A 24,296-nucleotide genomic window follows, 5' to 3' on the forward strand; every position below is an offset into this window, starting at 1 on the left:
CAGCCGACGAAGTCGGCGGAGCAACCCGTAGCGCAGCGAAGGGCAAGCGCCGCAAGGCGCGCAGTCAATCCCTCTCTCTCCGCCACACAAAAAACCCCGCCTCGCGCGGGGTTTTTTTTATCGCCGAATCCGAGCCTCAACCGCGATCCGTGCCGGCCTCCACCTGCCCGGCCAGGTCCAGGAAAAAGGCGTACTCCAGCGCCGTCTGCCCCAGGCGCCTGAAGCGTCCCGATGCGCCGCCGTGTCCGGAATCCATATCGGTACGCAAAAGCAGCGGGTTATCGTCGGTCTTGTTCACCCGCAGCCGCGCTACCCACTTGGCTGGCTCCCAGTACTGCACCTGCGAGTCCCACAGACCGGTCGTTGCCAGGATGGCCGGATAGTCCTGCGCCACCACATTGTCATAGGGTGAGTAGGAAAGCATGTACTCGTAGTACTCGGGATCTTTTGGATTGCCCCATTCGTCAAACTCGTTGGTGGTCAGCGGGATCGACTCGTCGAGCATGGTCGTGACGATATCGACAAACGGCACGTGGGCTGCAATTCCGCGATAGCGGTCGGGTGCGCGGTTGGCAATCGCGCCCATCAGCAGGCCACCGGCGCTGCCGCCGACGGCAAAAACGCGGTCACCGTCGACCAGGCCCGCCCGCACCAGATGATCTGTCACATCAACAAAATCATTGAATGTATTGATCTTGTTGAGCATTTTCCCGTCTTCGTACCAATGCCTCCCCATCACCTGACTGCCGCGGACATGCGCGATGGCGAACACGAAGCCGCGGTCGACCAGGCTCAGGCGCGCGGTTGAAAACGACGGGTCCCTGGTGAAACCGTAGGATCCATAGGCGTACTGATAAAGCGGCGCGGTGCCGTCGAGCGGCGTATTCCGGTGGTGCAGGATGGACACCGGCACCCGGGTGCCGTCGCGGGCCGTGGCCCATTCGCGGCGCGTGCGATAATCCGACGGCGCATAGCCTCCGGGCACCTCTTCGCGCTTGAGCAGAGTGCGTTCGCCGCTGGCCAGATCCAGCTCCCAGGTGCTGGTCGGCGTGGTCAACGAGGAGTAGACAAAGCGCAGTGTTTCGGCGGACTGGTCGAGATTCGTGCCGAGCATCACCGTATAGGCTGGCTCGTCGAACTCGAGCAGGCTGGAGTTGCCGCTGCCCCAATCCAGTATCCGGATCTGTCGCAGGCCGTTGGAGCGCTCGCTCACCGCCAGAAACTGATCAAAGGCGTCGAAGTCGTGAATGAACACCTCATCCCGATGGGCAACAACATCCGACCAGCGGGCACGATCAGCGTGTTCGTTCACAGGTGCGCTCATGATGCGGAAATTGGGCGCCTGGAAGTTGCTGCGAATCAGCCAGCGATCACCCAGATGATCGGCCTGGTACTCGTGATCGCGCTCGCGCGGGAAAAAGACTTGCAGCGGCTGGTCAAGGGCATCCGCCTCGACAATACGCATCTCGCTGGCCACGGTCGAGCGCAGATAGACGGTGTTGTAGGCGTTTGAAGTCGTTCGCGACACGCTGGTGTAGAACGCCGTGTCGTCTTCCTGGTGAACGATCTCGCCCGGCTCACCACTGCCGACGTGGTAGCGGCGAACGCGCCAAGAACGCAGGGTTTCAGGTTCGTTCTCGACGTAGTAAAGCACCTCGTCGCTGGCTGACCAGGACACGCTGGAAATACCCGTCAGGCCGGTGTCGACATCCTCACCGGTAGTCAGATCGCGGATATACAGGCGGTACTGCCGACGGCCCACCGCGTCTTCCAGCCAGGCCAGGTAGCGACCGCTCATGCTGACGTCGCGATCACCAACGCTGTAGAAATCGTGCCCTTCGGCCAGTTCGTTGACGTCGAGCAGAATCTCCTCTTCGGCCTCGAGGCTGCCGCGGCGGCGAACGTGAATCGGATACTCCCGACCGGCCTCGTAGCGCGTGGAATACCAGTAGCCGCGGTCAAAATACGGCACGCTGCTGTCGTTTTCCTTGACGCGCGAGCGCATCTCCTCGAACAGGGTCTCGCGCAGCTGCGACTGGTCGGCCAGCACGGCATCGGCGTAATCGTTCTCTGCCGTCAAGTAGGCGAGCACGTCAGGATCCTGGCGTGTGTCGTCGCGCAGCCAGTACCAGGGGTCAGCGCGCTCGCCGGCGGGGGCGCTGACCATGTGTTCGCGTTGCTCGGCCATTGGCGGCTCGGGCAATTTCCGGGCGGTGTTGTCGGGTCGGGTTTCGGACTGATTTTCGGATCGGGATTCAGACATTATCTCGTCACTTGCATTGGCTGGTGCGTGCTCGCGGTCGCAGGCCACAAGAAAAAAACTCAGTAACAGGCCAGCAAGGCCGGCCAATGGCGTTTGCCTGATCATGCAGGGCTCCCTGAAGTTGAGAGATTTGCGCAGCTGGGCGCAGGCCAGTGATATTACACCAAGCCCGAGCCGCCAGCGGGCCGGCAACGGTGGCGCCGTCAGCCCCCGCGCTCTGCGAACAGCTGCGCGAGCAGTCGGGCATGAAAGCCTTCAGGGTCGTGACCGTCATGCAGCCCCAACTGCTGTGCGCGCTCGAAGAAGCCTCTGGCCGGCCGCCCGCTGCCGGTGCGGCTGACGACCAGCGCGGCTCGCAGCGGCCGCCCCGCTTGCGCGTCGCGGGCAAGCAGCGTCTCGAGCAGGCGGGTGGTCTTGTGAATGCGTCCGGGCCCCGGCATGCCCAGCGCGTCGGCGACCTCCAGATAGGTCAGCGTACGCTGCTGCCGTCGCGCACGCGCGAGCAGCTCGGTCAGCCGCTCAAGGTAGCTTTCGTATTCATCGGGGCTCAGGCTTTCGGGCACGGCAAAGCGCCCGCTCAGGCCACGTCGGAATCAATACCGCAGTTGTTTTTCTCAAAAACCCTGTCAGCGCGGTAGCTGGAACGCACCAGCGGACCGGAGACAACTTCCAGAAAGCCCTTCTCAAGCCCGATTTCCCGCAGCTCAAGAAATTCTTCGGGCGTAACGAAACGCTCGACCGGCAGATGATTGACGGTCGGCTGCAGATACTGACCGAAGGTGACGATATCAACGCCGATGGCACGCAAGTCATCCATGGTCTCGATGACTTCCTCGGTGGTCTCGCCCAGGCCCAGCATCAGGCTGGTCTTGGTCAGCACCTTCGGCTTGTGGAGCTTGGCATGCTCGAGCACTTTCAGCGTCTGCTCATAGCCGGCGCGGGGGTCGCGCACCGGATGGGTCAGGCGACGCACCGTCTCGACGTTCTGCGCAAAGACTTCCAGTCCGGAATCGACCACCGTTTCAACATCGTGCAAACGACCCTGGAAGTCGGGCGTCAGCGCCTCGACCGCGGTGTGCGGATTGACCTTCTTGATTTCGCGCACGCAGGCGGCATAGTGCCCGGCTCCGCCGTCTTCAAGATCGTCGCGATCAACCGAGGTCAGCACCACGTACTTGAGATCCATCAGCCGCACCGAGGCTGCGGAGTTGGCCGGCTCTTCGGCGTCCAGCCAGCCGCGCGGATTGCCGGTATCAACCGAGCAGAAGCGACAGGCGCGCGTGCAGACATCGCCCATCAGCATGATGGTGGCGACCCCATTGGACCAGCACTCACCGATATTGGGGCACTTGGATTCCTGGCAGACCGTGGCCAGGCGGTGATCGTTGACGTTGCGCCGTACTTTCTCGTACTTGCCGCCCTGGGGCAGCTTTGCCCGCAGCCAGGAGGGCTTGCGGCCAACCGGTGCTGGCTCGGCGCCGGCACGCGCCTTGATGCCGTCACGAATGGCGGTAAAGCCCTGCGGCTTCTGAATCTTCTGCCCGCTTTTGAGGGCAATCGGGATCTGTCTGGCTTCGGTCACGCTGGGTACACTCCTGAATCATTCCGCTTGACTCGGATCTCATGTTAACCCATGGCCCGCGCGGACTTGCCATGAAATGGCTTGATTCCGGGCGGTCGATCAAAGCCGTGCGCGGGTTCCAGCCACGCCGGCAAGGGCGCGCGCGAACACCGCGTATTCGCGCCACCACGGAGCGCTGTCTGCACTACCCCGGGCAGGGGGCATTCGGCGTCTGCCGGAACATGGCTGGCGGCAGCATCCCAGCCCCAGCGACGCTTGAGCTCGCTTGAGAGTTCGTCAATACACAAAACAGTCATGAAGCAGCCTCCTTCGTCGAGTCGAGCGGGCGCAGGTGCACGACAAGGCGCTCGGGGCCGCCCGCAACCGGCGCGTCGAAGGGATAACAGGTAATCAGCGTCATCGCCCGTTCGGGCAGGCCAAGGTCGATGCCTGTCCGGCGCGAATCGACCACGCGGACGGTCTCGACCTGCCACCATTGGCGCTGACCATCCGCCGCGATCAGCTCGAAGCGATCGCCCGGCGCAACCGCCCGCAGAAAGGAAAAATGCGTATCCCGATGGGCCGCGAGCACGTGATGGCCGCCCTCGCCCACCGCCATGCCCGGGCCCCAGGCCATGACCGGTGTCTCCAGACCATCGAGCACCAGGCGATCGATGGACAGCCGCGGCATGCGCAGGCGCGCGACCGGATGACTGACCGCACCCGGCCAGGGGGCAACCGCTCGGTCGCTTCCGCGGGCTTCCTGCCAGGCGCGCTCCAGCAGGAACTGGCCCAGCCAGGCCTTGCCCTGAATCCAGCCGGCGGAGCCGAATTGCCAGCCGGCCAGCGACAGCAGCGCAATGATCGTCAGCCGTCGCATGCTCATTCCTCCTCGCCGCGATGGATACGGCGCTGGAACAACAACAGCCCGACCAGCAGCAGGGCCACCGCGCCGCGCACAACCGCCGCCACGCTGCCGCCGTCGGTTGCCGGCATGGCCTGCAGGCCGGGCGAACGCCCGGCGGCGGGGCCGGTCTCGAGCGCGTGACGCTCGAGCGCGATTTCGCGGCTGCGCGCCGGCGTCTGATCGACCGCCACCAGGCTGGTCTGCGAGCTGACCAGCGAGTACGCCAGAGCGGTGTCGAGCACCTGGTCGGCCACCTGCCCGGGCGCAAGTGCCGGAGGGGCGCCATTTTCCAGTGCCGCGATACGCGAGCGCCCCCACTGGGCAGCCACGCCGGGCGCCGGCTGAAAGGCTTCCAGCGCCACGACCCGCTCGAACGGCCGTCCGTTGCTGGTTCCGCGCACCACCACGTCGCCGCGGAGCCGATCAGCGCGGGCCATCACCCGCAGCGGCTGTCCGACGTAGAGATCGGGCAGCGTCTGCGGGTAGAACTCGACCGGCCGGGGCCACTCGACTTCAAGGTCATGAATCACCGGGCTTTCAAGCTGGAGCACCAGCTCGCTCATGCGCTCGGCAATCAATGCAGTGTCGGCAATCGCGGTGTAACTGCCTCGACCGGCCGCGGCCATCCGGCGCAAGAAGGCCCCGTTGACGCCGTGGCCAATGCCGACGGCAAACAGGCGGGCGCGGCCCAGCTCGCCACGCGCTCGCTCAAGCAGTTCGCGCTCGTTGCCCACCATGCCGTCAGTGATGAAAACGATCTGTTGCAGAAAACCGGACGCGGCCGGCGCCGCCAGAGCCAGATTCAGCGGCGGGCCCATGTCGGTACCGCCACCGGCCGCCAGTGCATCCACCCACTCGGCGGCTTCAAGGTGCGCCTGTTGGCTGAACGCTCGCGGCCGTGAATACAGCGCTTGCGCCCGGTGGTTGAAGGCAATCACATTGAAGCGATCGCCGGGCTTGAGGCTGGCCAGGGCATAGCGCAGGGACTCGCGCGCCTGCGCTATCGGATCGCCGGACATCGAGCCGGAGGTGTCCACCACCAGAGTCACCGCGCGCGGCGTGGCATCGGCCTCGAAAGCCTGCGGCGGCACCAGCGTGAGCATGACGTGCTCGTGACCATTGAACGACTCGGCAAAGGCGGCGCTCGCGGCCGCACCGGTCTGTTCAGGCTCCCAGATCAGCTCGAAGTCGCGCCCGGAGACATCGACTCCGTCAGCCAGCGTGACCTGCCACTCACCGCCGAGGTCCGTGACGTCGACGGCGTGATGGCTCGAGCGGATAGCGCTCAACTGCAGGCCCGGGCGCAGCGTTACGGTCAGCTCGACCGGGCGCTGCGGCAGTTCGTCGCCCGGCAGCGCCTGCAGACCGCGCTGCAGTGCGCGCTCGAATTCCCGGCCGGGCCGGAAATTCGGTGCTGACGTGGTCGGAAACTGCAGCCGGAACTGACCGTGTTCGTAGGCCACCGCCTGAGTGAAACCGATCCGGATCTCCACCATTTCTCCGGGCGGAATATTGGCCACCCGCGTCGCGAACAGATTGCTCTGATCACGCTCGACCAGACCGGCAATCCGCCCCTGTTGGCGAGCGTCTTCGTAGGTCGTCTTCGCCCGCCCTTTTTCCTGGATCTCGCCCTCGATCAGACGCTCGCCCAAGCGAATCTGCAGCTGCTCTACGGCTGATCGATCAGGCAGCGGAAAGCGATACACGCCCTCGGCCCAGTCTCCGGTGTGGTTGAAAAACTGCTGGCGCAGCTCGACCAGCGCCAGCGTACCGGTGACCTGAACATCCACCTTCGTCGCCAGCGACAGCGCCGCCGAACGCTCGCCGGAGGAAGAGCGCTCCAGCCACAACCCGGACTCCGCGGCAAACGCCGGACCTAGAACCAACCACAGCAACAGCAACGACAGGCGCAACATGAAACGAACTCCCGATGGAAACGATGGGCGCCATTTCAGCGCAGCGAGGTGGCAGATGACCTGCCATGCGCTGTCGGAATCCTGATCGAATGTGGCAAACTTGTGGCGGCCGCCCCGCAGCGGGCGAGGCAAACCTGCAAGGCCTTCCGGATGTCCCAGCGACTGATCGCCATCGTCGAAGACGAAGACAGCCTGCGCGAAAACTATCGCGAGGCCCTCGAGCGCTATGGCTTTGCCACCCGCGGCTACGCGCGCCGCGACGAGGCCGAGGCGGCGTTGGCCGGCCCCCTGCCCGATCTGGTGATCATCGACGTCGGGCTGGGCAATGAGCCCGAGGGCGGATTCGATCTGTGTCGCGCCCTGCGTCAGCGCTCGGCCAGCCTGCCGATCATTTTCCTGACCGCGCGCGACAGCGATCTGGATGCCGTTTCGGGGCTGCGCCTGGGCGCCGACGACTACCTGACCAAGGACATCTCCAACCAGCATCTGCTGGCCCGCATCCTCGCCCTGTTCCGGCGCATCGATGCGGTGCGCGCGCCGGATAACCGCGATGCTCCGCTGCGGCTGGGCTCGATGGAGCTCGAGCCCGACACCATGCAGGTGCGCTGGCGTGGTCATCCGGTCAACCTGACGGTGACCGAGTTCTGGATGGTGCACTGCCTGCTCGAGCGCCCCGGCCACGTCAAGAGCCGCTCGCAGCTGATGGACGCCGCCAGCCTGCTGGTCGATGAAACCACCGTGACCTCGCACATCAAGCGCATCCGGCGCAAGTTCGAAGCGCTGGATGCAGATTTCGACCGGCTCGAGACCGTCCACGGTGCCGGCTACCGCTGGCGGCCGGGCCATCAGGCCGCGGGGTGAGGCTACGCGCCCGGCTGGCCCTGATTTCGGCCCTGATGCTCTTGTTGCCGCTGGCGGGCTGGCAGCTGGTGCGCGCGCTGGAAGGATCACTGCGCGACAGCTACCAGCAGACTCTGATCGATACCGCCCGCTCTCTGGCGGCCGAGATTGCGGCCGGCGAAATCGAACTGCCCGCTGCCGACGGGCTGTTCGTGCACCGAGCCGAAAACGGCTTCGTGATCGATGGCCACACCGATGACTGGGCGCTCTGGCTCGACGAAGCCCAGCCGCTGACAAGCCCGAAGCCTGCCAGCGGCAGCGCCCGCTTGGTCCTGGCCGACTATCGCGGCAGCCTGCACCTGCTCGTGGAGGTCGAAGACGACGCGCTCGTGCTGGGCGGCCCGGACGGCCGCCCCGGCGACCACCTGATGGTCGGAATCCGATCTGCGCAAGGGCACGGCGAACTGCCGGTCAAGCCGCTGGCGCCGGGCTGGCTTGCCCTGCGCGACGACAACCAGGGCCTGCGCGCCCGGGCGGCGCTGCAGCCGACCGAGCGCGGCTGGCGCATCGAACTGGCCATCGACCAGCCCGACCGGATCAGCGCCCTGGACCTGCGCGTGGTTGATATCGACAGCCAGGCGGCAGCATCGCCGGCCGGTGTTCATGCAACCGCTGGCCTGCGCCCCCTGATTCGACCCTCCCGCGACCTGTCGCAGCAGCTGGCCGCGCGCCTGCCCGAGGGCACCCGCGCCTGGCTTGCCGGGGCCAACGGCTGGGTGATTGCGCGCGCTGAGCGCCAGCACCCGCAGACCGCCGACAACACGGCGCCAACCACCGGCTGGCTGCTGGCCACGACCGCCGCGCGGCTGCTGGGCGTACTGCCCGGAAATGCACCGCAGCGCGGCCAGAATCGCGACCGGATCCAACTCGACAAGGCTGGCCCACAGCCGGGCGCGCGCTGGTATCAACAGCCATCGGGCAGCGGCTTTGTGGTCAGCGCCAGCGCGCCGATCGAGCGCAACGGCAGGGTCGACGCACATGTCGTGATCGAGCGCCCCGCCGACCGCTTCATGGCGCGCGCCTATCGCTCACTGCTGCAGTTGTTCGTCTTCGGCCTGGCCGGCATGTTGATCGTCGCCGTCGCTCTGATCGGCTTTGCCGCACGCCTTTCCGGCCGCATCCGCCGCCTGCGCAACGCCGCGGAGTCGGCCATCGACCGCGATGGCCGGGTGCACAGAGCCTTGCCGGCGCCAACGCACGGCGACGAGATCGGCGACCTGGGGCGCAGCCTTTCAGCCATGGTCGAACGCCAGCGCCAGCATCAGGACTACCTGCAAACGCTGGCCGACAAACTCTCTCACGAGCTGCGCACGCCGCTGGCCATGATCCGCTCATCGCTGGAGAACCTGGGCGAAGTCGACGATGCCCCATCGCGGGAGCGCTACCTGCAGCGTGCCGATCAGGGCTGCCAACGCCTGCAGCGAATGTTTCAGGCCATGAGCCAGGCGGCGCGCATCGAAGAAAGCCTTGCCGCCGAAGCGCTGGAAACGATCGATTTCGGCGAGCTCGTCGAGCAGTACGTTCAAGGTTGCCGTCAGACGTTTGTCGCCCGCCGCTTCACCGCCCGACTGCCGGCGCCCGGCGAGGCACGAATCGCCGCATCCGGCGAGCAGCTTGCCCAGATGCTCGACAAGCTGGTGGAAAATGCCGTCGAATTCAGCGCCAAAGGCAGCCGCATCACCCTGCGCGTCCTGCGCCGCGGCGAACGCGTTTGCCTGCAGGTCGACAACCCCGGCCCCAGCCTGCCCGCCGGGCAATCCGAGCGCATCTTCGACTCGATGGTGAGCTCACGCAGCGGCGGCGACGGCGCTCATCTGGGACTGGGCCTGTACATCGTGCGGCTGATTGCCCAACGGCACGGCGCCCGCGTTCGGGCTGCCGACCGACCCGGTGGCGCAAGGTTCGAAGTGGACTTCCCGCGCGGCCAATAACCGGCGTCAGGACTGGCTGTAGCGCCGATAGAGGATATTCACCCGCCGCACATACTCGCGGGTTTCAGGAAATGGCGGAATGCCGTCATGGCGACGAACCGCGTTCTCGCCGGCGTTATAAGCCGCGATGATGCGCTCCAGATCACCGCTGAACTCCTCGCCCAGCCACGCCAGATAAGCCACGCCGGCGGTGATGTTGTCGAGCGGATCGAAAGGATTGGAAACGCCGAAGCGGCGCTGGGTGCCGGGCATCAGCTGCATCAGACCCTGCGCACCGGTGCGTGACACCGCCTCAGGTTCGAACCAGGACTCGGCATGCATGATGGCGCGCACCAGGGCAGCGTCGACGCCGTAGCTTTCGCTGGCGGCATGAATCTCGGTCTGGTACAGCCCCGGAATCAGCGGCGTTTTCTGCCAGTCCACGCCCTTGCGACAGGTGCCATAGCAGCCCAGGTTGCGCACCTTGTAGCTTGGGTTTTCGGGCTTGCGATCGGTATAGACGGTGATCCCGTCTTCGTCGACATAAGTATAGACCTGGGCACTGGCATCGGCCGCGCCAAGACACAACAGGGCCAGCGTCGCTGCGGCAATCAATCCCTTCATGGCGCGTTGCGGATGATTCACTTCAAAAGCCCCCGATAGCGGAAGGACAGGCCGCCCTGGTGATGGTTGCCGCCCTGCCCCGAGCGTTGCCCGGACCCTCGACAGCCGGAAACCGACGGCGTGGCCTCAAAATACTGCACTCGGCGCCCGGTTTCCAGTCATTGCCGGGCAACCGCGTTGATGCACCACAGTCATGGCAAGCAGGCCACCCGGGCGCGATCAGGCCCGTGTTCGCAGCGGCCCGGCCTCCAGGTGGCGCACGCAGTTGAGCGTCTCGATGCGCCAGGCGCCGTCTTCGAAGCCGAGCTCGCTGACCGACGCATTGTACAGCGCAACGGCCAGCTCGCGCTGCCAGGCCAGATCCTGCGCCACAAGCCCGGCCAGCAGGGTGGCAATGACGCCGGCAGAGCTCACCACAATCACGCTGCTGCCCGAGCGCAGACTGGCCTCCCACTCGCTGGAGGCGCGCATCACCCGCTGCTGGAACGCCGCCCAGGTGCCCGCTTCAGGGTCGCTCAATCCGCCGGCCTGCCAGGCAGCCAGCACCCGCGGGAACCAGGCCAGCAGCTCATCGAGATAGCGCACCGGATCGAGCAGCTGGTACCGGGGCGGCCGCTCGAGCCCCAGCTCCGCGGCCTGCGCCAGCGCCGCGCGCACCAATCCATCGGTCGAAAACTCGTCGAGGTCGCCACTGCGCCGCACCCCGGCTGCGTCGGCAACAAGCGGTGCCAGCGTCTGCTGATGGCGTCGCAGCGTACCCGACCAGAGAATCGCTCCGGAACCATGCCGGGGCGCCAGCCGTGCGGCCAGGCGGCGCGCCTGACGATGACCGCATGCAGACAGACGATCATAATCGTCGCTGCCCAGGCTGGCCTGCCCGTGGCGAACCAGAATCAGGCGGGGCGGCAGGTCTTCAGGACCCTGAAACCGCGCAGCTGCCGCCATTCTTTTCCAGGTAACGCTGGTGGTAGTCTTCAGCCGGCCAGAATGTCTTTGCCGGCTCGATGGACGTGGCAATCGGGCGCTTGAAACGACCGCTGTCATCCAGTTCGCTCTTGACCTGCTCTGCGGTCTCGCGCTGGGACGGGTCGTGGGCGAAAATCACCGAGCGGTACTGGCTGCCAAGATCTGCCCCCTGGCCGTTGACCTGAGTCGGATCATGCAGCTCGAAAAACGCCCGCAGCAGCGCTTCGTAGGAGATTGCTTCCGGGTCGAACTCAACCTCGCAGGCCTCGGCATGCCCGGTCTTGTCGCTGCATACCTGTTGATAATCAGGGTTGTCAACGTGGCCGCCGGTGTAGCCAACGACAACGTCAGTCACCCCCGGCATCTCCCGGAAGCGCACCTCGACGCCCCAGAAACAGCCGGCTCCAAAAGTCGCCTTTTCTGTCATGCCTTCTGACTCCTTGCTCGATTCAACGGCTGGCTGACATGCGAATGCATGCGCCAATCAATGATATCCGACCACGCCGGGCAAGACAGGTTCGCGCGCGACTTCCGGGCCTCTCCCGGCCGGCTTCTGGTCTTCAGCGCGCCCGTGTGAAATGATGCGGTGCCATGAAAGACGAAACCTTCCTCTGGTACGACTTCGAAACCTTCGGTGCCGATCCGCGCCGCGACCGCCCCGCGCAGTTTGCCGCCCGCCGCACCAACGCGGCACTCGAACCGATCGGCGAGCCCGAGGTGTTCTACTGCCGGCCAGCCGACGACGTGCTGCCACAGCCAATGGCCTGCCTGATCACCGGTATCACGCCGCAGACCGCACGCGAGCGCGGGCTGCCGGAAAACGAGTTCGCCGAGCGCGTCTTCCGCCTGATGAGCCGGCCCGCCACCTGCTCGGTGGGCTACAACAACTTTCGCTTCGATGACGAGGTGGTACGCCACCTGTTCTGGCGCAACTTCATCGACCCCTATGCGCGCGAGTGGGCCAACGGCAACAGCCGCTTCGACCTGATCGACCTGCTGCGCCTGGCGCGCGCCCTGCGCCCGGACGGCATCGAATGGCCCGACCACGACGACGGCAAACCCAGCTTCCGTCTCGAGGATCTCGCCGCCGCCAACGGCATGGACAGCAGCCGGGCCCACGACGCCCTGGCGGATGTCGACTTCACCCTGGCCATGGCCACGCGCCTGAAGGAACACCAGCCCCGGTTGTGGAATTGGGCGCTCGGCCTGCGCCAGCGCCAGCGCGTGGACGACCTGCTCGCTGCCGGGCAGCCGCTGCTGCATGCCTCGTCGCGTTTTCCCGCCCTGCCCGGCTGCGGCGTCGCCCCGGTACTGCCGATCGGCCGCCACCCGCACATTCCCAGCCAGTGGCTGGTGTGGAACCTCAACGTCGATCCACGCCCGTTTCTGGAATTCACCCGCGACGAGCTCGCCGACCGCTACTGGACTGCCGCCGCCGACCTGCCCGAAGGCGAGCAGCGCGTGCCCGTCAAGCTGGTGCGCAACAACCGCTGCCCCATGCTGGCGCCGATGAACGTGCTCGAACACAGTCGGGCCGGCGCGCTCGGCATCGAGCTCGACGAGCTCGCCAACCGAGCGCAGCTGCTGCGTGAGACCCCAGGTTTTGATGAGCGGCTGGGCGGCCTGTTCGCGGAGCGCGGAGCGGTTGACGGCATCGACCCGGAGCTTGACCTGTACGGCGGCTTCCCGCCCCGCGGCGACCGCCCGGTCATCGCACGCGTGCCGCAGCTCGAGCCCCGGCAGCTGGCCGGAATGGACGCCCCTTTCGAAGACGAGCGCCTCAACGAGCTGCTGCTGCGCTATCGCGCCCGTCTGTGGCCGGACTCCCTGTCGACCGCGGAGCGCCAACAGTGGGAGCGATACCGCAAAAAGCGCCTGCTCGACGACCCGGAACTGGCCAGCATCCGCCTGGACGAGTACCGCCAGCAACTCGAAGTGCTGATGCAACAGCGGCCTGAGCAGGAGGCCTTGTGGCGTGAATTGGCCGCCTGGCCGGCGGCGCTTGGCCTGGCTGAAGCCAATGACGGCGACGGCGGGCCATGAAAACCATGAATCAAGCAGTTACGGCATCTTCATGAAGCAGCATCTTCGAATGTTATGCACAACTGGTTGATTCCGACATTGACAGAATCTTCACGCTGCCAGGCCCGATAAAAACCACCTTGACATATTGTAAATCACTGTTTTTTCTCTTCTTTGATGGTTTGGCCACAAATTGATCAAAGTGCTTGAATGCCGGCCAACAGCCATGCAGCGCAATTTTGCCCACAAGGTTATCCACAGGTTTTGTGGATAACGGCCACAAACGGCCCCAACTCGCTGTTTTGTGACGACAATCACCCTTGCTTGCCCGGCTTCGGCCGGCAATTCAGGCCGCCAGGCCAGTCAGGGGAAGCTGCGGCTGGTCATGGCCGGCGACCTCGCCGGTCGAGCGCACAGCCCGGCGCAGAAGACGATCACTGCGCGGCGAGACAAACTCGACCACGCTGCCGTCATCGAAACGCATCATCATCACGACCGGCGGTTCGCCGGCGCGACCGGGACGGGCAATCACGCCGCTGACGGTCTTGCCCACAATCTCGTCGCGCAACCTATGGCTGCCTACACGCTTGCTCATGCTGAAATCTCCTGTTCTTTCGGCTACAGGGGCATTCCAGCACAGGGCTTTCTCAAAACCTGAGAAGGAAAAATTCCGATCCTGTCGATCGCGATTTGATTACACGCCGGCACGTCGTTTTGCCAATGCCGCGCCCTGCCCGGCCTGCCAACAATGAGGCTCCGTCGGGCACACCCGGCGGCATCAGCCAAAACCACACAAAGCAGCAAGGAGAGAGAACATGATTCGCAAGCTACTGATTGCAGGCATTCTCGCCCTCGCCGTGGCCCAGAGCGGGCTGGCACAGGAGATGAGCGTCAACATCAACACCGCAACTGCCGAACAGCTGGCCGAGGTGCTTGACGGCGTCGGCGCCAGCAAATCTCAGGCGATCGTTGACTATCGCGAAAACAACGGTCCCTTCGAGCATATCGACGAGCTGGTCAATGTGCAGGGCATCGGGCTGCGCACGCTCGACCAGAACCGTGAGCGCATCGAAGTGGGCGGCGATACGACTGCCGACGACTGAGGGTGAGCATGAGCCTCCCCGGCGCCAAGCCAATTCGGCCCGGCGCCGGGGGCCTTCTCAGCTCAGGGGCAGGCGGGAGCTGAAGGCGTGTGCCAGCGTCGAGCGATCCGTATGCTCGAGCTCGCCCCCCAGCGGCACCCCCTGAGCCAGCCGGGTGGTGCGAATACCGCGCGCCTGAGCCATTTCTCGCAGGTACTGGGCGGTGGCTTCGCCTTCCACCGTGGTGTTGGTGGCGATGATGATCTCGGCCACGCCCTCCTTGTCCAGGCGCTGTGCCAGCAGCTCCAGGCCAAGATCCTCCGGCCCGATGCCATCCAGCGGCGACAGCCGACCCAGCAGCACGAAATAGCGCCCGTCAAACCCGGTCGCCGCCTCGATGGCGAGCACATCGCCGGGGCTTTCGACAATGCACAGCACCCTGCTGGAGCGCCGCTCGCTGGCACAGATCCGGCACTCGTCGTCACTGGTGAAGTTGCGGCAGCGGCGGCAGCGGCGAATCTCGCGCATGGCGACGTCCAAGGCCTGCGCCAGGCGGCGACCGCCCTCGCGATCGCGTTCGAGCAGCTGCAGCGCCATGCGCTGAGCCGAGCGTGCGCCCACGCCCGGCAGGCAGCGCAGCGCCGCAAGCAATTCATCGAATGGATCGGTGCTCACGCCCGCAGAAGGCCTCAGAGATTGAACCCCGGCGGCATCGGCAACCCGCCGGTCAGCCCCGACATGCGCTCCCTGGTGGTTTCCTGAATTCGGCTGACTGCGTCGTTGATGGCGGCAGCCACCAGGTCTTCGGTCATTTCGCGGTCGTCGCCAATTTCCGGGTCGATACTCACCCGGCGCACTTCGTGCCGGCCATTCATCTGCACCTTGACCAGGCCGCCTCCTGCCTCGCCGGTCACTTCCAGCTCGGCCAGCTCTTCCTGCGCCTTCTTGAGATCTTCCTGAACTTTCTGCGCTTGCTGCATCAGCTGCGCCATATTGCCTTTCATTGTCAGTGGCTCCGTGTGTTGATCGGACGAATCGATTCGCGCACAACCTGTGCGTCGAACTGCTCTACCAGGCCTTGAACGAATGGATCGCCGTCGATGGCCTCCTCGGCTTCGGCCTGGGTACGCGCCATCTGCTGTTGTTCGAGCGCGGCAGGCGTTTCCAGCGCCGTGTCGACCGGCTCGATGCTGATCCTCAGACTTTCGCCGGCCCACTCGGTGATGGCCTGCTCGAGCGCCTGACGAAAACGTTCACTGATGAACACCATATCGTCACGCGCGGCTGTAAACCCGACCTTGGGGCGATCAAAGCGCGCAACAACCAGCATGGCAGCCACGGTTCGAAAGGAATCGCTCAGCGGCAGCTCCTCGAGCACCCGCGGCCAGGACTCCGGGCTCAGGGCAACCGGCGCCGCGGCCGACACGGAACCGGCAGGCGTCGCCGGCTGGTTTTCCGCAGGCGCGGCGGCCACCGGCGCCGCGCTGGCGCCGGAAGCGGGCGCAGCCGCACCCGCTGATGCTGCCGATGTCGACGGTGTCGCAGCCGTCGCCTGCCCGTCGCCGTCATCGCAACCGGGCGACGGCTCGGCCGGCTGAAAGGCGAACATGCGCAGAATGGTCATCTCGCAGCCGCTTCTCTCCGTTGGCGCCAGCGGCAGATCGCGCCGGCCGGTTATCGCGGTCTGGTACCACAGCTGCACATCCTCGGCATCCAGACTTGCGGCCAGCGCCACCAGCTCGTCCCAATCAGCACGACTGTCGTCGCGATAGTCGGGCAACTGCTGGATCAGCGCGATGCGGTGCAGCGCCTCGGCCAGATCGGCAAGCAGCTGGCCCATGCCGCGTGCCTGCGCGAAGACTTCGCCGACCGCCGCCACCGCAGCGGCCGCATCCCGACCAGCCAGGGCTTCGAGGATAGCGTGCACATGACGCTGTTCGACGCTGCCAAGCATGTCGCGAACTTCGGCTTCCAGCAGCCGCCCGCTGCCGGCCAGAGCCTGATCGAGCAGGCTCAGCCCGTCGCGCATGCTGCCGTCGGCCGCCCGCGCCAGCAGTTCCACGGCCGCCTCGTCGGCCTCAACGCCTTCTGCCTCCAGAATGCGGCGCAGCTGGCCGCCAATCTCTTCGGTATTGAGACGGCGCAGGTTGAACTGCAAACAACGCGAGAGAATGGTGACCGGTATCTGCTGCGGGTCGGTCGTGGCGAGCACGAACTTGACGTGGTCGGGCGGCTCTTCGAGCGTCTTGAGCAGGGCGTTGAAGCTGTGGCGCGAGAGCATGTGCACTTCGTCGATCAGATAGACCTTGAAGCGCCCGCTCGTCGGCGCATATTGCACGTTGTCGAGAAGCTCGCGGGTATCGTCGACCTTGGTTCGCGAGGCGGCGTCGATCTCGAGCAGATCGACGAACCGCCCTTCATCAATGGCCACACAGTTCTCGCATTCACCACAAGGCGTACTGGTCACGCCCTGCTGGCAGTTGAGCGATTTGGCAAGAATACGCGCGATGGTCGTCTTGCCCACCCCGCGCGTGCCGGTAAACAGAAACGCATGGTGGACCCGTCCTTCGGCCAGGCCGTTGCCCAGCACCTTGACGACATGGGACTGCCCCACCAGCTCGGAGAAGTTGCGCGGACGCCACTTTCTGGCAAGAACCTGATAACTCACTGATCGACTACCGCTGTATGGATTGCTGGCGCGTGCAGCGCGCCGCCCGACCGGCGCGCCGCCAGTCGCCCCCGGAGTTTACACGAACAAATTGTCCGCAAGATACCCCGGACCGGGGCACCGGAACGCCGGAATGCGGCAATCGACTTGCCAGGTCGACGGCTTCAATGGGATAATATCGTCTGGCCTCCACCGGTCTTCCCACACTGGTTTTCCCGTCAATCCCGTCAGGCCCGGAAGGGAGCAGCGGCAGCGGGTCAATCAGGTGCTGGGGTCGGGCTGGTGGGGGCCTTCTCATTAAAAAGCCCCGCACAAGGCGGGGCTTTCAATAATGGCGGAGAGGGGGGGATTCGAACCCCCGAAGGGCGCTAGCCCTTGCCGGTTTTCAAGACCAGTGCATTCAACCGCTCTGCCACCTCTCCGTTCGGTCTCGTGAATTGTATACGCTTGATCCGCGGCCGCGGAGGCCGGGACACAAAACCCCGCTCGGAGCGGGGTTCTTGATGTGGCGGAGAGGGAGGGATTCGAACCCTCGGTACGGGGTTACCGTACACTCGCTTTCCAGGCGAGCCCATTCGACCGCTCTGGCACCTCTCCTAAAACTCCAATTGTTCCAGCCAATTCAACCGCCTCGCGGCGGGCGGCCCTGACGGGCCGCGAGAGGGAGGGATTGACTGCGCGCCTGTCGGCGCTTGCCCTCCGCTGCGCTGCGGGTTGCTCCGCCGACTCCGTCGGCTGCGCATCGTCCTCGCTGGCGCTCGGGTCGAACCCTCGGTACGGGGTTACCGTACACTCGCTTTCCAGGCGAGCCCATTCGACCGCTCTGGCACCTCTCCTAGGTAAATGGATTGCCGCCAGCGTTTCGCCGGCGGCAATCCTCCATTATACCCAATTACGCCGGTTGTCACCAAACGCTTGTTGAAACAACGGCGCGCATCAGGCGGGCTTCCGGAACAGGAAGATGCCCCACTCCAGATAGCCGGCCTCACCGCCGTCGACCCAGTGCTGCAGGCCGGTTTTCATGCGCTGGATATAGTCGTCGCTGACGCCACGTCGGCGCAGCTCGTCCTCGTTGGCTTCGAGCTCTTGTTTGACTCGGGCATAGTGTCGGGGCAGCTGCTCGCCATGATCTTCCCACTTCAGCTCTTCGAGCCCCAGCTCGGTGAGTGTTTCCCGATAAAATCCGGGTGAGCCCAGCGAGTCCAGGTGAATGCGGTCGTAAATGGGCTGCAATTTGTTCACCGGCGCATCGTCGGCTTGCATCGGATCGGTAAAAATCAGCCGGCCGCCGGGCTTGAGAACGCGCGCCGCCTCGGCGCAGACGCGGGCGCGATCACCGGAGTGCAGAATCGCATCCTGCGACCAGACCACGTCGAAGGACGCATCCGCTTGGGCCAGATTGGTGAAGTCGCCTTCGGTCACCTCGATGAGGTGATCCAGGCCCTGCTCTGCGTTCTTCTGGTGATCGCGCTCGTTTTCGACCTCGCTGAGGTTCAGCGCCGTGCAGCGACAGCCGAACGTCTGCGCCAGATAGCGCATCGACCCGCCGTAGCCGGCACCCAGATCCAGGACCCTGTGATCGGCGCGCAACGGATCCAGCAGCTCGGCCATACGCGCCACCGTCCGCCGGCTGGCATCGGCAATCGGGTCGTGGTCGGAGGCATACAGACCGATGTGGATATCCTCCCCTCCCCAGACGTGGTAGTAAAAGTTGTCGGCATCCTCGCTGTTGTAGTAGTCACGCGCGGTCTGCACTGCGCGGGAATACGCCTGTTCACTCATGTTCTGCTCCTTGGTTCATCCGTTCCTGCTGATCATTCCGCGTTCGTGTCGCCGGGCTCTTCCGGCGAGACATACTTCTTCTCGGCAACGTGGATGAAGAAGTCGGGCTCTTCCCCGGTCACGCCGGAATCCTCCTCGAAGTCGCCGTAGGTGGTGACCGTCTGGAAGCCGACCTCCTTCATCAACCTGCGGGTGTAATCGCGGCGCAGCGGGTACATGTTGAGGTGGAAGACCGACTCGTCGGGAAAGGTGTAGCGGAAGCGGGCCAGGCCGCTGTCGACGTGCTCGGGCTCGGCGCTGACCTCGTCGCCGCAGTAGTAGTATTTGTGCGCCGAGGTAAAGCCATGGTCGAGCATGGCATCGTAGTTGCGCTGATCCAGGATCAGGCAGCCGTCGTGCTTGAGGGCGGTATAGAACTCCGCCAGAGCCTTGCGCCGATCGTGCTCGGAAAACAGATGCGTGAATGAATTGCCCAGACAGATCACCGCATCGTAGGTGGCGTGCACGTCGCGGTTGAGCCAGCGCCAGTCGGCCTGGACGGTACGCAGGATATGGTTACGCCGCCGCCCGTTCTCGAACGCCTTGGCCAGCATCTCGGCCGAACCGTCGACGCTGCTGACTTCAAAGCCGGCCTCGATCAGGCGAACGGAGTGAAAGCCCGTGCCCGTGGCCACATCCAGAACGCGCTCTGCTCCCCGGCCCTTGAGCTGCTGAATGAAGAAGTCGCCTTCGCTGTCGAAGCGGGCGTCCCAGTCGATAAGCTCATCCCACTTGTCGACGAAACGGTGGACATACTCTTTCTGATAGTGATCGGTGTCGCGAACCTCGACGGGGTCACGGCCAAAATTCTGTTTCTTTGAATGACGTGCCTGATTTGACATGTAGTGTGGGCATCTCCTGGCATGTGCCGTTTTGAACTCGCTGCCGGCAGCGCTCGAATGCGGTATCTTTGCAATGCGCACACGGTCCCGGATCCGAGCGTCAACTCAATGACGGGATCTCCAGAAATCCGTGACCGGCAGCACGATGACTGCCAACGATACTAACAAGCCCGACCAACCTCTGCAGGACGGGCCCAACCGGGCCGCTGCAAGGCAGCAACTGTGCACGCGTCACGCTCAAGCCTGCAGAACCTGTCGAAGGTCGACAATCTGAACCGCGCCCAGCACCTCTTCGGCCACCCGGAAATTGCGCGATGAATCACATCTGTTTAACCTGCCGCGGCATACGCATCACAGCACGCATGACCGGGCATGCATCTTGCATCAGAAATCACAGCAGGCAATCAAACCGCCATCTTCGCCAACGCCGACAGAGACCATGGACCCAAGCCGGGAGACAGAGACAGAATGTATCCTGCAGACAGGTCATGAGCCTGCAGCGCATTGCCGACGATCACTCTCATGGCCGCACCCGGCATCCGCAGCAAAGGGGAAAACAGCTTGAATCCGTTCAGAAAGCGCGCCCGCAGCCAGGCCGTCACCGGGCTTCACCTGACGCCCCGCGTGCTCGCCACGGCCACCCTCGACGACCAGAAAGGTCGCAAGCCACGCTTGCTGGCGGCCCGCTGCACGACACTGTCCGGCGACGACGACCTGGAGCGCGTCGTACAGCGGGCTTCACCGGGCCGACGTTCCGCCATCAACCTGGTGCTGGCCGATGGGCATTACGATCTGTTGCTGGTCGAAGCGCCCGGCGTGCAGCCTTCGGAGCTGCGCGCGGCGGTGCGCTGGAAGGTACGCAACCTGATCGACTTTCATATCGACGATGCCGTCATCGACGTATTCGAAATCCCGGGCCAGAGCAATCGGCCCCGCGGGCAGGCCATGATGTACGTCGTGGCGGCCCGGGCGCGCGACGTGCGCGAGTACATCGACGCCATCGAGGGTGCCGACCTCGCGCTTGAAGTCATCGACATCACGGAAATGGCGCTGCGCAATCTCGCCGCCCGACTCGAGGCCGACGTTCGCGGTGTGGCCATGCTGTATCTCGAAGAGGAACACGGCATCATCACCATCACCCGCCAGGGCAGCCTGTACCTGAGCCGGCGGCTGGAGACCGGCAGCAATCAGCTGTTCGACGAACCTGAAGCCGCTCAGGATCAGATTGCGCTCGAGGTGCAGCGCTCGCTGGACTACTACGATAGCCACTTCAGCCAGCCTCCGGTTGCCGCGCTGAGCGTCCTGCCCGGTTTTGCCGCCCACCAGGGCCTGGTTGAATCACTCAGCGGCAGCCTGAACCTGGACGTGGCCGGCTATCGCGCCGAAGACATCGTCGACAGCGAAGTGGAGTTGCCCGACCAGCATCTGGCCGAGTTCCTGATTGCGCTTGGCGCTGCGCTGCGCCAGGAGGAGCTGAGCCTGTGAATCAACAGATCAACCTCTATCAGCCGATCTTTCGCAAGGAGCGAATCGTCTTTTCGGCGCAGACCATTGCCTGGCTTGCCCTGGGCCTGATCATGCTGTTGATCCTGTGGTCGCTGCTGGTCGGCCAGCGCGTTGCCGGTCTGGAAGCGGAGCTGGAGCGCCAGCAGCAGGCCGAGCAGCGCGCAGTCGATCAGGTCACGCAGATGCAGGCGAACATGCCCTCCGACGAGCCCGATGCCGCGCTTGCCGCCCGGGTCGAGCGCCTGCGCGCGCGGCGCGAAGGGCTGAGCGAGAGCCTGGCGGTGCTCAAGCGGCGCATGCCCGCCACCGAACTCGACCTGCGCCGCCGTCTTGACGCGCTTGCCGCCCGCGTGCCAGCGGGCGTCTGGCTGACCGGCATTCACATGGCCGACCAGGGTCAGGCGCTTGCCGTCAGCGGCAACGCCCTTGAAGCCCGGCTCATTCCTGCCTGGCTGGAGGAGCTATCCGCCTCGGAGGAGTTTTCCGGCATGGGTTTTCGCCAGGTGCACATCGCTGAGCGCGCCGACGACCGACCCGGCGTCGAGTTCACCATTTCCACCGCGGCAAGGGAAGAACAATGACTCCGCGTGAACGCATCAAGCAGCTGACCGAACGCATCAACGCCATGAGCCTGCGCGAGCGGGGGCTGTTGCTGCTGGCCGTTTTTGCCGTCATCATCCTGCTGTGGGACTTTTCCACCATGCAGCCGCTTGGCGAACGCCGCGAGAACGCCAACACCCAGCTGACCGAGGTCAGCCGGCGCGTAAGCGCGCTGACCGACAACCTGCAGCAGCTCGCCAGCGCGCGCGGCCACGATCCCGATCGCGCGCTGGAGCAGGAGCGCGAGATGCTCGAAGGCCGAATCGAAGCCCTGGAAGTGCAGCTGGCCGAGCGCCACGGCGGCGTGGCCACGCCCAGACAATCGGTTTCGGTTCTTGCCGGCCTGCTGGCGCAACGCGCCGGAGTGGACATCATTGCCCTGGAAAACATCGAACCCGGTCGACTGCACAACGCCTCCGGCGATCCGGTGCCCGGCCTGTTCGTCCACCGCGTGCGCGTCGTGATCGAAAGTGATTTCCACGGCATTCGCGACTATCTCGAGCGCACCGCGCAGCTGCCGCGCGGCGTCTTCTGGGAGTCGCTGCAGCTCGACGTCGAGCAATGGCCGGTCAACCGGATCGAGCTGATGCTCTACAGCGTGACTCTCGACGACCGCTGGCTGGGAGTGTAAACATGCGCATCCTCACCGTGATCATCGCACTGGCCATTGCCCTGCCGGCCGCTGGCCAGACCGTACTGCGCGACCCCACCCGGCCCCCAAGCGCGGCCGAGGTCGCCGCCTGGTTTGACCAGGGTGCGCAGACCCGCGCCAGCACGCCGTTTCACCTGCAGTCGATTCTGCTCTCTTCGCAGCGACGAATCGCCATCATCGATGGCCAGCGCCTGCAGGCCGGCGACACCATCGAAGGCGCCGAAGTGCAGCGGATCGAGCCCGGCCGCGTGGTGCTCGAGCGCGACGGCCAGGCAATCGAACTGACCATTGATACGCACCTGACCCATCACCCCGACGAATCGAGAAACTGATGCTGCCCAACGACTATTCCATGCTACGCCTGCTCGGCATCGCGGCCCTTGCCGCCGGACTGACCGCCTGTGCCACGACCGGCGACCGGGCCGCGGAAATCGACCGCAACATCCAGAGCGAACTCGAAGCAGCGGCCGCGCGTGAAGCGCCGGACGTGGACGAAACGCAGGATCTGCTGCTGCCCGAACCCGAGCCGGAATTTGCCCCGCCGCCGCAGGAGCGCTTCCACGTCACGGTGGAAAACGCGCCGGCGCGGCAGTTCCTCATGAGCCTGGTCGCCGACACCGATCTCAACATGGTGGTCCATCCCGACGTCAGTCAGACCATCTCGCTGGAGTTGCGCGATGTCACCATCGACGAGGTGATGAACATCCTGCGCGAGATCTACGGGCTGGAATACCAGCGCCGCGATAACAGCTATATCGTGCGCCCACCCCGGCTGGAAAACCGGGTCTACGAGGTCAGTTATCTGGACATCAACCGCAAGGGCTCCTCGCGCACCCGCGTCAGCTCGGGCCAGTCCACCGACAACCCTGACGCGCTGCAGAACGAGTTCTCGCGCGGCGGCCAGACACAGGCCCTGCCGGGCACCCAGGGCAGCAGGGACCCGGCCACCAGCACACGTATCGAAACCGAAAGCGAATCCGACTTCTGGGATCAGCTGCAGACCGCCATCGTCGGTATTTTCGACAGCCCCGAAGGGCGCAACGTCATGCTCAACCCGATCTCCGGGGTGGTTGCCGTACGCGCCATGCCGCACGAACAGCGCGCCGTGGCCGAGCTGCTCGAGGCCATCCAGGGCAGCGTGCAGCGTCAGGTCATCCTCGAGGCCAAGATCGTCGAGGTCGAGCTGCGCGACGCCTATCGCTCCGGCATCAACTGGCAGGCGCTCGAGGAGATCAACGGCCGCCTGGCCGGCTTTGGCCAGGTGGCCGGCCCGAACATCTTCGACGACGGCGTCTCCTCGATCCAGGGCGACGGCTATCGCGTCAATCCCGGTGAGGTGGTCTCGGGCTTCGACAGCTCGGCGTTTGGCGGCAGCACCGTGATCACCGCCGACAGCGGCAACTTCAATGCCTTCATCGAGCTGCTCGAAACCCAGGGCGTCACCCGCGTACTTTCAAGCCCGCGGGTGGCCACGATCAACAACCAGAAAGCCGTCATCAAGGTCGGCACCGACGAGTTCTTCGTTACCGGCGTGACCGGCCGCACCGCCACCGGCGGCGCCAGCACCACGGCAGCCAGCTCGGTCGAGCTCACGCCCTTCTTCTCGGGCATTGCCCTGGACGTCACCCCGCAGATCAACCGCAGCGGCGACATCATTCTGCACGTCCACCCCACCGTCTCCGAGGTCAAGGACCAGACCAAGACCTTTACCGTCGAGGGCGAAGAGGCCTCGCTGCCGCTGGCGTTTTCCAGCGTGCGCCAGTCCGACAGCGTCATTCGCGCCCGCAATGGTCAGGTCGTGGTCATCGGCGGTCTGATGCGCGAATCGTCCGAGCAGAAGCGCTTCGGCACGCCGGGACTGAGCCGAATTCCCCTGTTGGGTCAGGCCTTCGGCAGCCGCCAGGAGCAAACCGTCAAGACCGAGCTGGTCATCCTGCTGCGCCCGATCGTGATCGACTCGCCGCAAACCTGGGCCCGTGAGGCCGAGGGCGCGCTCGATCGCGTCGGCGCAATGGACAGCACGGTCTGGCCGCGCTGAGCACACAAGGCGCCCCGA

The 24,296-nt window shown here is 65.0% G+C and carries 23 protein-coding genes, 2 tRNA genes and 1 other RNA gene; 10 read left to right on the forward strand and 16 right to left on the reverse strand.

Features of this window, described 5'->3' with window-relative positions:
* Positions 1-136 precede the first annotated feature (136 nt).
* The 5 genes from ACEWQ0_RS04295 to ACEWQ0_RS04315 form a co-directional block, all read right to left on the reverse strand.
* On the reverse strand, positions 137-2,263 hold the full coding sequence (locus ACEWQ0_RS04295) for a S9 family peptidase (RefSeq protein WP_476484617.1): 2,127 nt from the start codon (positions 2,261-2,263) through the stop codon (positions 137-139).
* Positions 2,264-2,466: 203 nt separating this feature from the next.
* Positions 2,467-2,826, reverse strand: coding sequence for a hypothetical protein (locus ACEWQ0_RS04300; protein ID WP_476484618.1), 360 nt, complete (start codon positions 2,824-2,826; stop codon positions 2,467-2,469).
* 14 nt (positions 2,827-2,840) lie between these two features.
* Positions 2,841-3,845, reverse strand: coding sequence for a lipoyl synthase (gene lipA / locus ACEWQ0_RS04305; RefSeq protein ID WP_476482999.1), 1,005 nt, complete (start codon positions 3,843-3,845; stop codon positions 2,841-2,843).
* A 292-nt stretch (positions 3,846-4,137) separates the two neighbouring features.
* Positions 4,138-4,704, reverse strand: coding sequence for a sortase domain-containing protein (locus tag ACEWQ0_RS04310; protein ID WP_476484619.1), 567 nt, complete (start codon positions 4,702-4,704; stop codon positions 4,138-4,140).
* 2 nt (positions 4,705-4,706) lie between these two features.
* The gene (locus ACEWQ0_RS04315) at positions 4,707-6,647 is read right to left on the reverse strand and encodes a marine proteobacterial sortase target protein (protein WP_476484620.1); all 1,941 of its coding nucleotides are present in this window, start codon (positions 6,645-6,647) and stop codon (positions 4,707-4,709) included.
* A 150-nt stretch (positions 6,648-6,797) separates the two neighbouring features.
* Between ACEWQ0_RS04315 and pdsR the strand changes: the two genes are divergently transcribed.
* Together pdsR and ACEWQ0_RS04325 are read left to right on the forward strand one after the other, a co-directional pair.
* Positions 6,798-7,508: a proteobacterial dedicated sortase system response regulator gene (gene pdsR / locus ACEWQ0_RS04320; protein ID WP_476484621.1), complete on the forward strand. Its 711-nt coding sequence runs from the start codon at positions 6,798-6,800 to the stop codon at positions 7,506-7,508.
* Positions 7,505-9,478 (forward strand): ATP-binding protein, encoded by a 1,974-nt coding sequence (locus ACEWQ0_RS04325; RefSeq protein ID WP_476484622.1) that lies wholly within the window; start codon positions 7,505-7,507, stop codon positions 9,476-9,478. Before pdsR ends, ACEWQ0_RS04325 begins: the two co-directional genes overlap by 4 nt.
* 6 nt (positions 9,479-9,484) lie before the next feature.
* Here the strand turns inward: ACEWQ0_RS04325 and ACEWQ0_RS04330 are convergent, their stop codons facing one another.
* The 3 genes from ACEWQ0_RS04330 to msrA form a co-directional block, all read right to left on the reverse strand.
* Positions 9,485-10,081 carry a transglycosylase SLT domain-containing protein gene (locus tag ACEWQ0_RS04330; RefSeq protein ID WP_476482993.1) on the reverse strand — a complete coding sequence of 199 codons (597 nt, stop codon included), beginning with the start codon at positions 10,079-10,081 and terminating at the stop codon, positions 9,485-9,487.
* A gap of 219 nt (positions 10,082-10,300) precedes the next feature.
* Positions 10,301-11,026 (reverse strand): histidine phosphatase family protein, encoded by a 726-nt coding sequence (locus tag ACEWQ0_RS04335; protein ID WP_476484623.1) that lies wholly within the window; start codon positions 11,024-11,026, stop codon positions 10,301-10,303.
* Positions 10,995-11,474, reverse strand: coding sequence for a peptide-methionine (S)-S-oxide reductase MsrA (msrA, locus tag ACEWQ0_RS04340; protein ID WP_476482992.1), 480 nt, complete (start codon positions 11,472-11,474; stop codon positions 10,995-10,997). The genes ACEWQ0_RS04335 and msrA overlap by 32 nt, the downstream gene beginning before the upstream one ends.
* Before the next feature lie 164 nt (positions 11,475-11,638).
* Between msrA and sbcB the strand changes: the two genes are divergently transcribed.
* Positions 11,639-13,090: an exodeoxyribonuclease I gene (gene sbcB, locus ACEWQ0_RS04345; protein WP_476482991.1), complete on the forward strand. Its 1,452-nt coding sequence runs from the start codon at positions 11,639-11,641 to the stop codon at positions 13,088-13,090.
* A gap of 325 nt (positions 13,091-13,415) precedes the next feature.
* On the opposite strand, the gene ACEWQ0_RS04350 is transcribed toward sbcB, so the two are convergent.
* The gene (locus tag ACEWQ0_RS04350) at positions 13,416-13,664 is read right to left on the reverse strand and encodes a hypothetical protein (protein WP_476482990.1); all 249 of its coding nucleotides are present in this window, start codon (positions 13,662-13,664) and stop codon (positions 13,416-13,418) included.
* Between the two features lie 220 nt (positions 13,665-13,884).
* Here ACEWQ0_RS04350 and ACEWQ0_RS04355 point away from each other — a divergent pair, with 220 nt between their 5' ends.
* Entirely contained in the window at positions 13,885-14,172 is a 288-nt protein-coding gene (locus tag ACEWQ0_RS04355; RefSeq protein ID WP_476482989.1) for a ComEA family DNA-binding protein, read from the forward strand.
* Between the two features lie 57 nt (positions 14,173-14,229).
* Here ACEWQ0_RS04355 and recR read toward each other — a convergent pair whose 3' ends face one another.
* The 3 genes from recR to dnaX are packed head-to-tail and all read right to left on the reverse strand — an operon-like array spanning position 14,230 to position 16,819.
* Entirely contained in the window at positions 14,230-14,826 is a 597-nt protein-coding gene (recR, locus tag ACEWQ0_RS04360) for a recombination mediator RecR (protein WP_476484624.1), read from the reverse strand.
* Between the two features lie 14 nt (positions 14,827-14,840).
* Positions 14,841-15,155 carry a YbaB/EbfC family nucleoid-associated protein gene (locus ACEWQ0_RS04365; RefSeq protein ID WP_476482987.1) on the reverse strand — a complete coding sequence of 105 codons (315 nt, stop codon included), beginning with the start codon at positions 15,153-15,155 and terminating at the stop codon, positions 14,841-14,843.
* 2 nt (positions 15,156-15,157) lie between these two features.
* Positions 15,158-16,819, reverse strand: a complete 1,662-nt coding sequence (dnaX, locus tag ACEWQ0_RS04370) for a DNA polymerase III subunit gamma/tau (RefSeq protein ID WP_476484625.1) — start codon at positions 16,817-16,819, stop codon at positions 15,158-15,160.
* Positions 16,820-17,009: 190 nt separating this feature from the next.
* On the opposite strand from dnaX, the gene ffs reads away from it, so the two are divergent.
* An RNA gene (gene ffs / locus ACEWQ0_RS04375) (signal recognition particle sRNA small type) lies at positions 17,010-17,107 on the forward strand.
* 44 nt (positions 17,108-17,151) lie between these two features.
* Here ffs and ACEWQ0_RS04380 read toward each other — a convergent pair.
* The 4 genes from ACEWQ0_RS04380 to ACEWQ0_RS04395 form a co-directional block, all read right to left on the reverse strand.
* Positions 17,152-17,241, reverse strand: a tRNA-Ser gene (locus ACEWQ0_RS04380).
* Positions 17,242-17,325: 84 nt separating this feature from the next.
* A tRNA-Ser gene (locus ACEWQ0_RS04385) sits at positions 17,326-17,416 on the reverse strand.
* Between the two features lie 339 nt (positions 17,417-17,755).
* Positions 17,756-18,601, reverse strand: coding sequence for an SAM-dependent methyltransferase (locus ACEWQ0_RS04390; protein ID WP_476482985.1), 846 nt, complete (start codon positions 18,599-18,601; stop codon positions 17,756-17,758).
* Between the two features lie 32 nt (positions 18,602-18,633).
* Positions 18,634-19,482 carry a glycine/sarcosine N-methyltransferase gene (locus tag ACEWQ0_RS04395; protein ID WP_476484626.1) on the reverse strand — a complete coding sequence of 283 codons (849 nt, stop codon included), beginning with the start codon at positions 19,480-19,482 and terminating at the stop codon, positions 18,634-18,636.
* A gap of 561 nt (positions 19,483-20,043) precedes the next feature.
* On the opposite strand from ACEWQ0_RS04395, the gene pilM reads away from it, so the two are divergent.
* The 5 genes from pilM to mshL are packed head-to-tail and all read left to right on the forward strand — an operon-like array spanning position 20,044 to position 24,278.
* Positions 20,044-20,967, forward strand: a complete 924-nt coding sequence (gene pilM, locus ACEWQ0_RS04400) for a type IV pilus biogenesis protein PilM (protein ID WP_476482983.1) — start codon at positions 20,044-20,046, stop codon at positions 20,965-20,967.
* Positions 20,964-21,569 carry a PilN domain-containing protein gene (locus ACEWQ0_RS04405; protein ID WP_476482982.1) on the forward strand — a complete coding sequence of 202 codons (606 nt, stop codon included), beginning with the start codon at positions 20,964-20,966 and terminating at the stop codon, positions 21,567-21,569. The genes pilM and ACEWQ0_RS04405 overlap by 4 nt, the downstream gene beginning before the upstream one ends.
* Positions 21,566-22,219: a type II secretion system protein GspM gene (gspM, locus tag ACEWQ0_RS04410; RefSeq protein ID WP_476482981.1), complete on the forward strand. Its 654-nt coding sequence runs from the start codon at positions 21,566-21,568 to the stop codon at positions 22,217-22,219. The genes ACEWQ0_RS04405 and gspM overlap by 4 nt, the downstream gene beginning before the upstream one ends.
* Positions 22,220-22,221: 2 nt before the next feature.
* On the forward strand, positions 22,222-22,572 hold the full coding sequence (locus ACEWQ0_RS04415) for a general secretion pathway protein GspB (RefSeq protein ID WP_476484627.1): 351 nt from the start codon (positions 22,222-22,224) through the stop codon (positions 22,570-22,572).
* A complete protein-coding gene (gene mshL, locus ACEWQ0_RS04420) occupies positions 22,572-24,278 on the forward strand; it encodes a pilus (MSHA type) biogenesis protein MshL (RefSeq protein ID WP_476482979.1) in 1,707 nt (568 codons plus the stop codon). Before ACEWQ0_RS04415 ends, mshL begins: the two co-directional genes overlap by 1 nt.
* Positions 24,279-24,296 lie beyond the last annotated feature (18 nt).

The sequence above is a fragment of the Wenzhouxiangella sp. YN9 genome (assembly GCF_056324165.1).

Bases quoted from the DNA above. Each gene is read 5' to 3' on its own strand.
- ACEWQ0_RS04415 (WP_476484627.1), top strand. From the start codon at position 22,222: ATGCGCATCCTCACCGTGATCATCGCACTGGCCATTGCCCTGCCGGCC.
- ACEWQ0_RS04335 (WP_476484623.1), bottom strand. From the start codon at position 11,026: ATGGCGGCAGCTGCGCGGTTTCAGGGTCCTGAAGACCTGCCGCCCCGC.
- ACEWQ0_RS04355 (WP_476482989.1), top strand. From the start codon at position 13,885: ATGATTCGCAAGCTACTGATTGCAGGCATTCTCGCCCTCGCCGTGGCC.
- ACEWQ0_RS04365 (WP_476482987.1), bottom strand. From the start codon at position 15,155: ATGAAAGGCAATATGGCGCAGCTGATGCAGCAAGCGCAGAAAGTTCAG.
- ACEWQ0_RS04295 (WP_476484617.1), bottom strand. From the start codon at position 2,263: ATGTCTGAATCCCGATCCGAAAATCAGTCCGAAACCCGACCCGACAAC.
- ACEWQ0_RS04350 (WP_476482990.1), bottom strand. From the start codon at position 13,664: ATGAGCAAGCGTGTAGGCAGCCATAGGTTGCGCGACGAGATTGTGGGC.
- pdsR (WP_476484621.1), top strand. From the start codon at position 6,798: ATGTCCCAGCGACTGATCGCCATCGTCGAAGACGAAGACAGCCTGCGC.
- msrA (WP_476482992.1), bottom strand. From the start codon at position 11,474: ATGACAGAAAAGGCGACTTTTGGAGCCGGCTGTTTCTGGGGCGTCGAG.
- mshL (WP_476482979.1), top strand. From the start codon at position 22,572: ATGCTGCCCAACGACTATTCCATGCTACGCCTGCTCGGCATCGCGGCC.
- ACEWQ0_RS04315 (WP_476484620.1), bottom strand. From the start codon at position 6,647: ATGTTGCGCCTGTCGTTGCTGTTGCTGTGGTTGGTTCTAGGTCCGGCG.
- ACEWQ0_RS04395 (WP_476484626.1), bottom strand. From the start codon at position 19,482: ATGTCAAATCAGGCACGTCATTCAAAGAAACAGAATTTTGGCCGTGAC.
- gspM (WP_476482981.1), top strand. From the start codon at position 21,566: ATGACTCCGCGTGAACGCATCAAGCAGCTGACCGAACGCATCAACGCC.
- sbcB (WP_476482991.1), top strand. From the start codon at position 11,639: ATGAAAGACGAAACCTTCCTCTGGTACGACTTCGAAACCTTCGGTGCC.
- ACEWQ0_RS04310 (WP_476484619.1), bottom strand. From the start codon at position 4,704: ATGCGACGGCTGACGATCATTGCGCTGCTGTCGCTGGCCGGCTGGCAA.
- ACEWQ0_RS04330 (WP_476482993.1), bottom strand. From the start codon at position 10,081: ATGAAGGGATTGATTGCCGCAGCGACGCTGGCCCTGTTGTGTCTTGGC.
- ACEWQ0_RS04390 (WP_476482985.1), bottom strand. From the start codon at position 18,601: ATGAGTGAACAGGCGTATTCCCGCGCAGTGCAGACCGCGCGTGACTAC.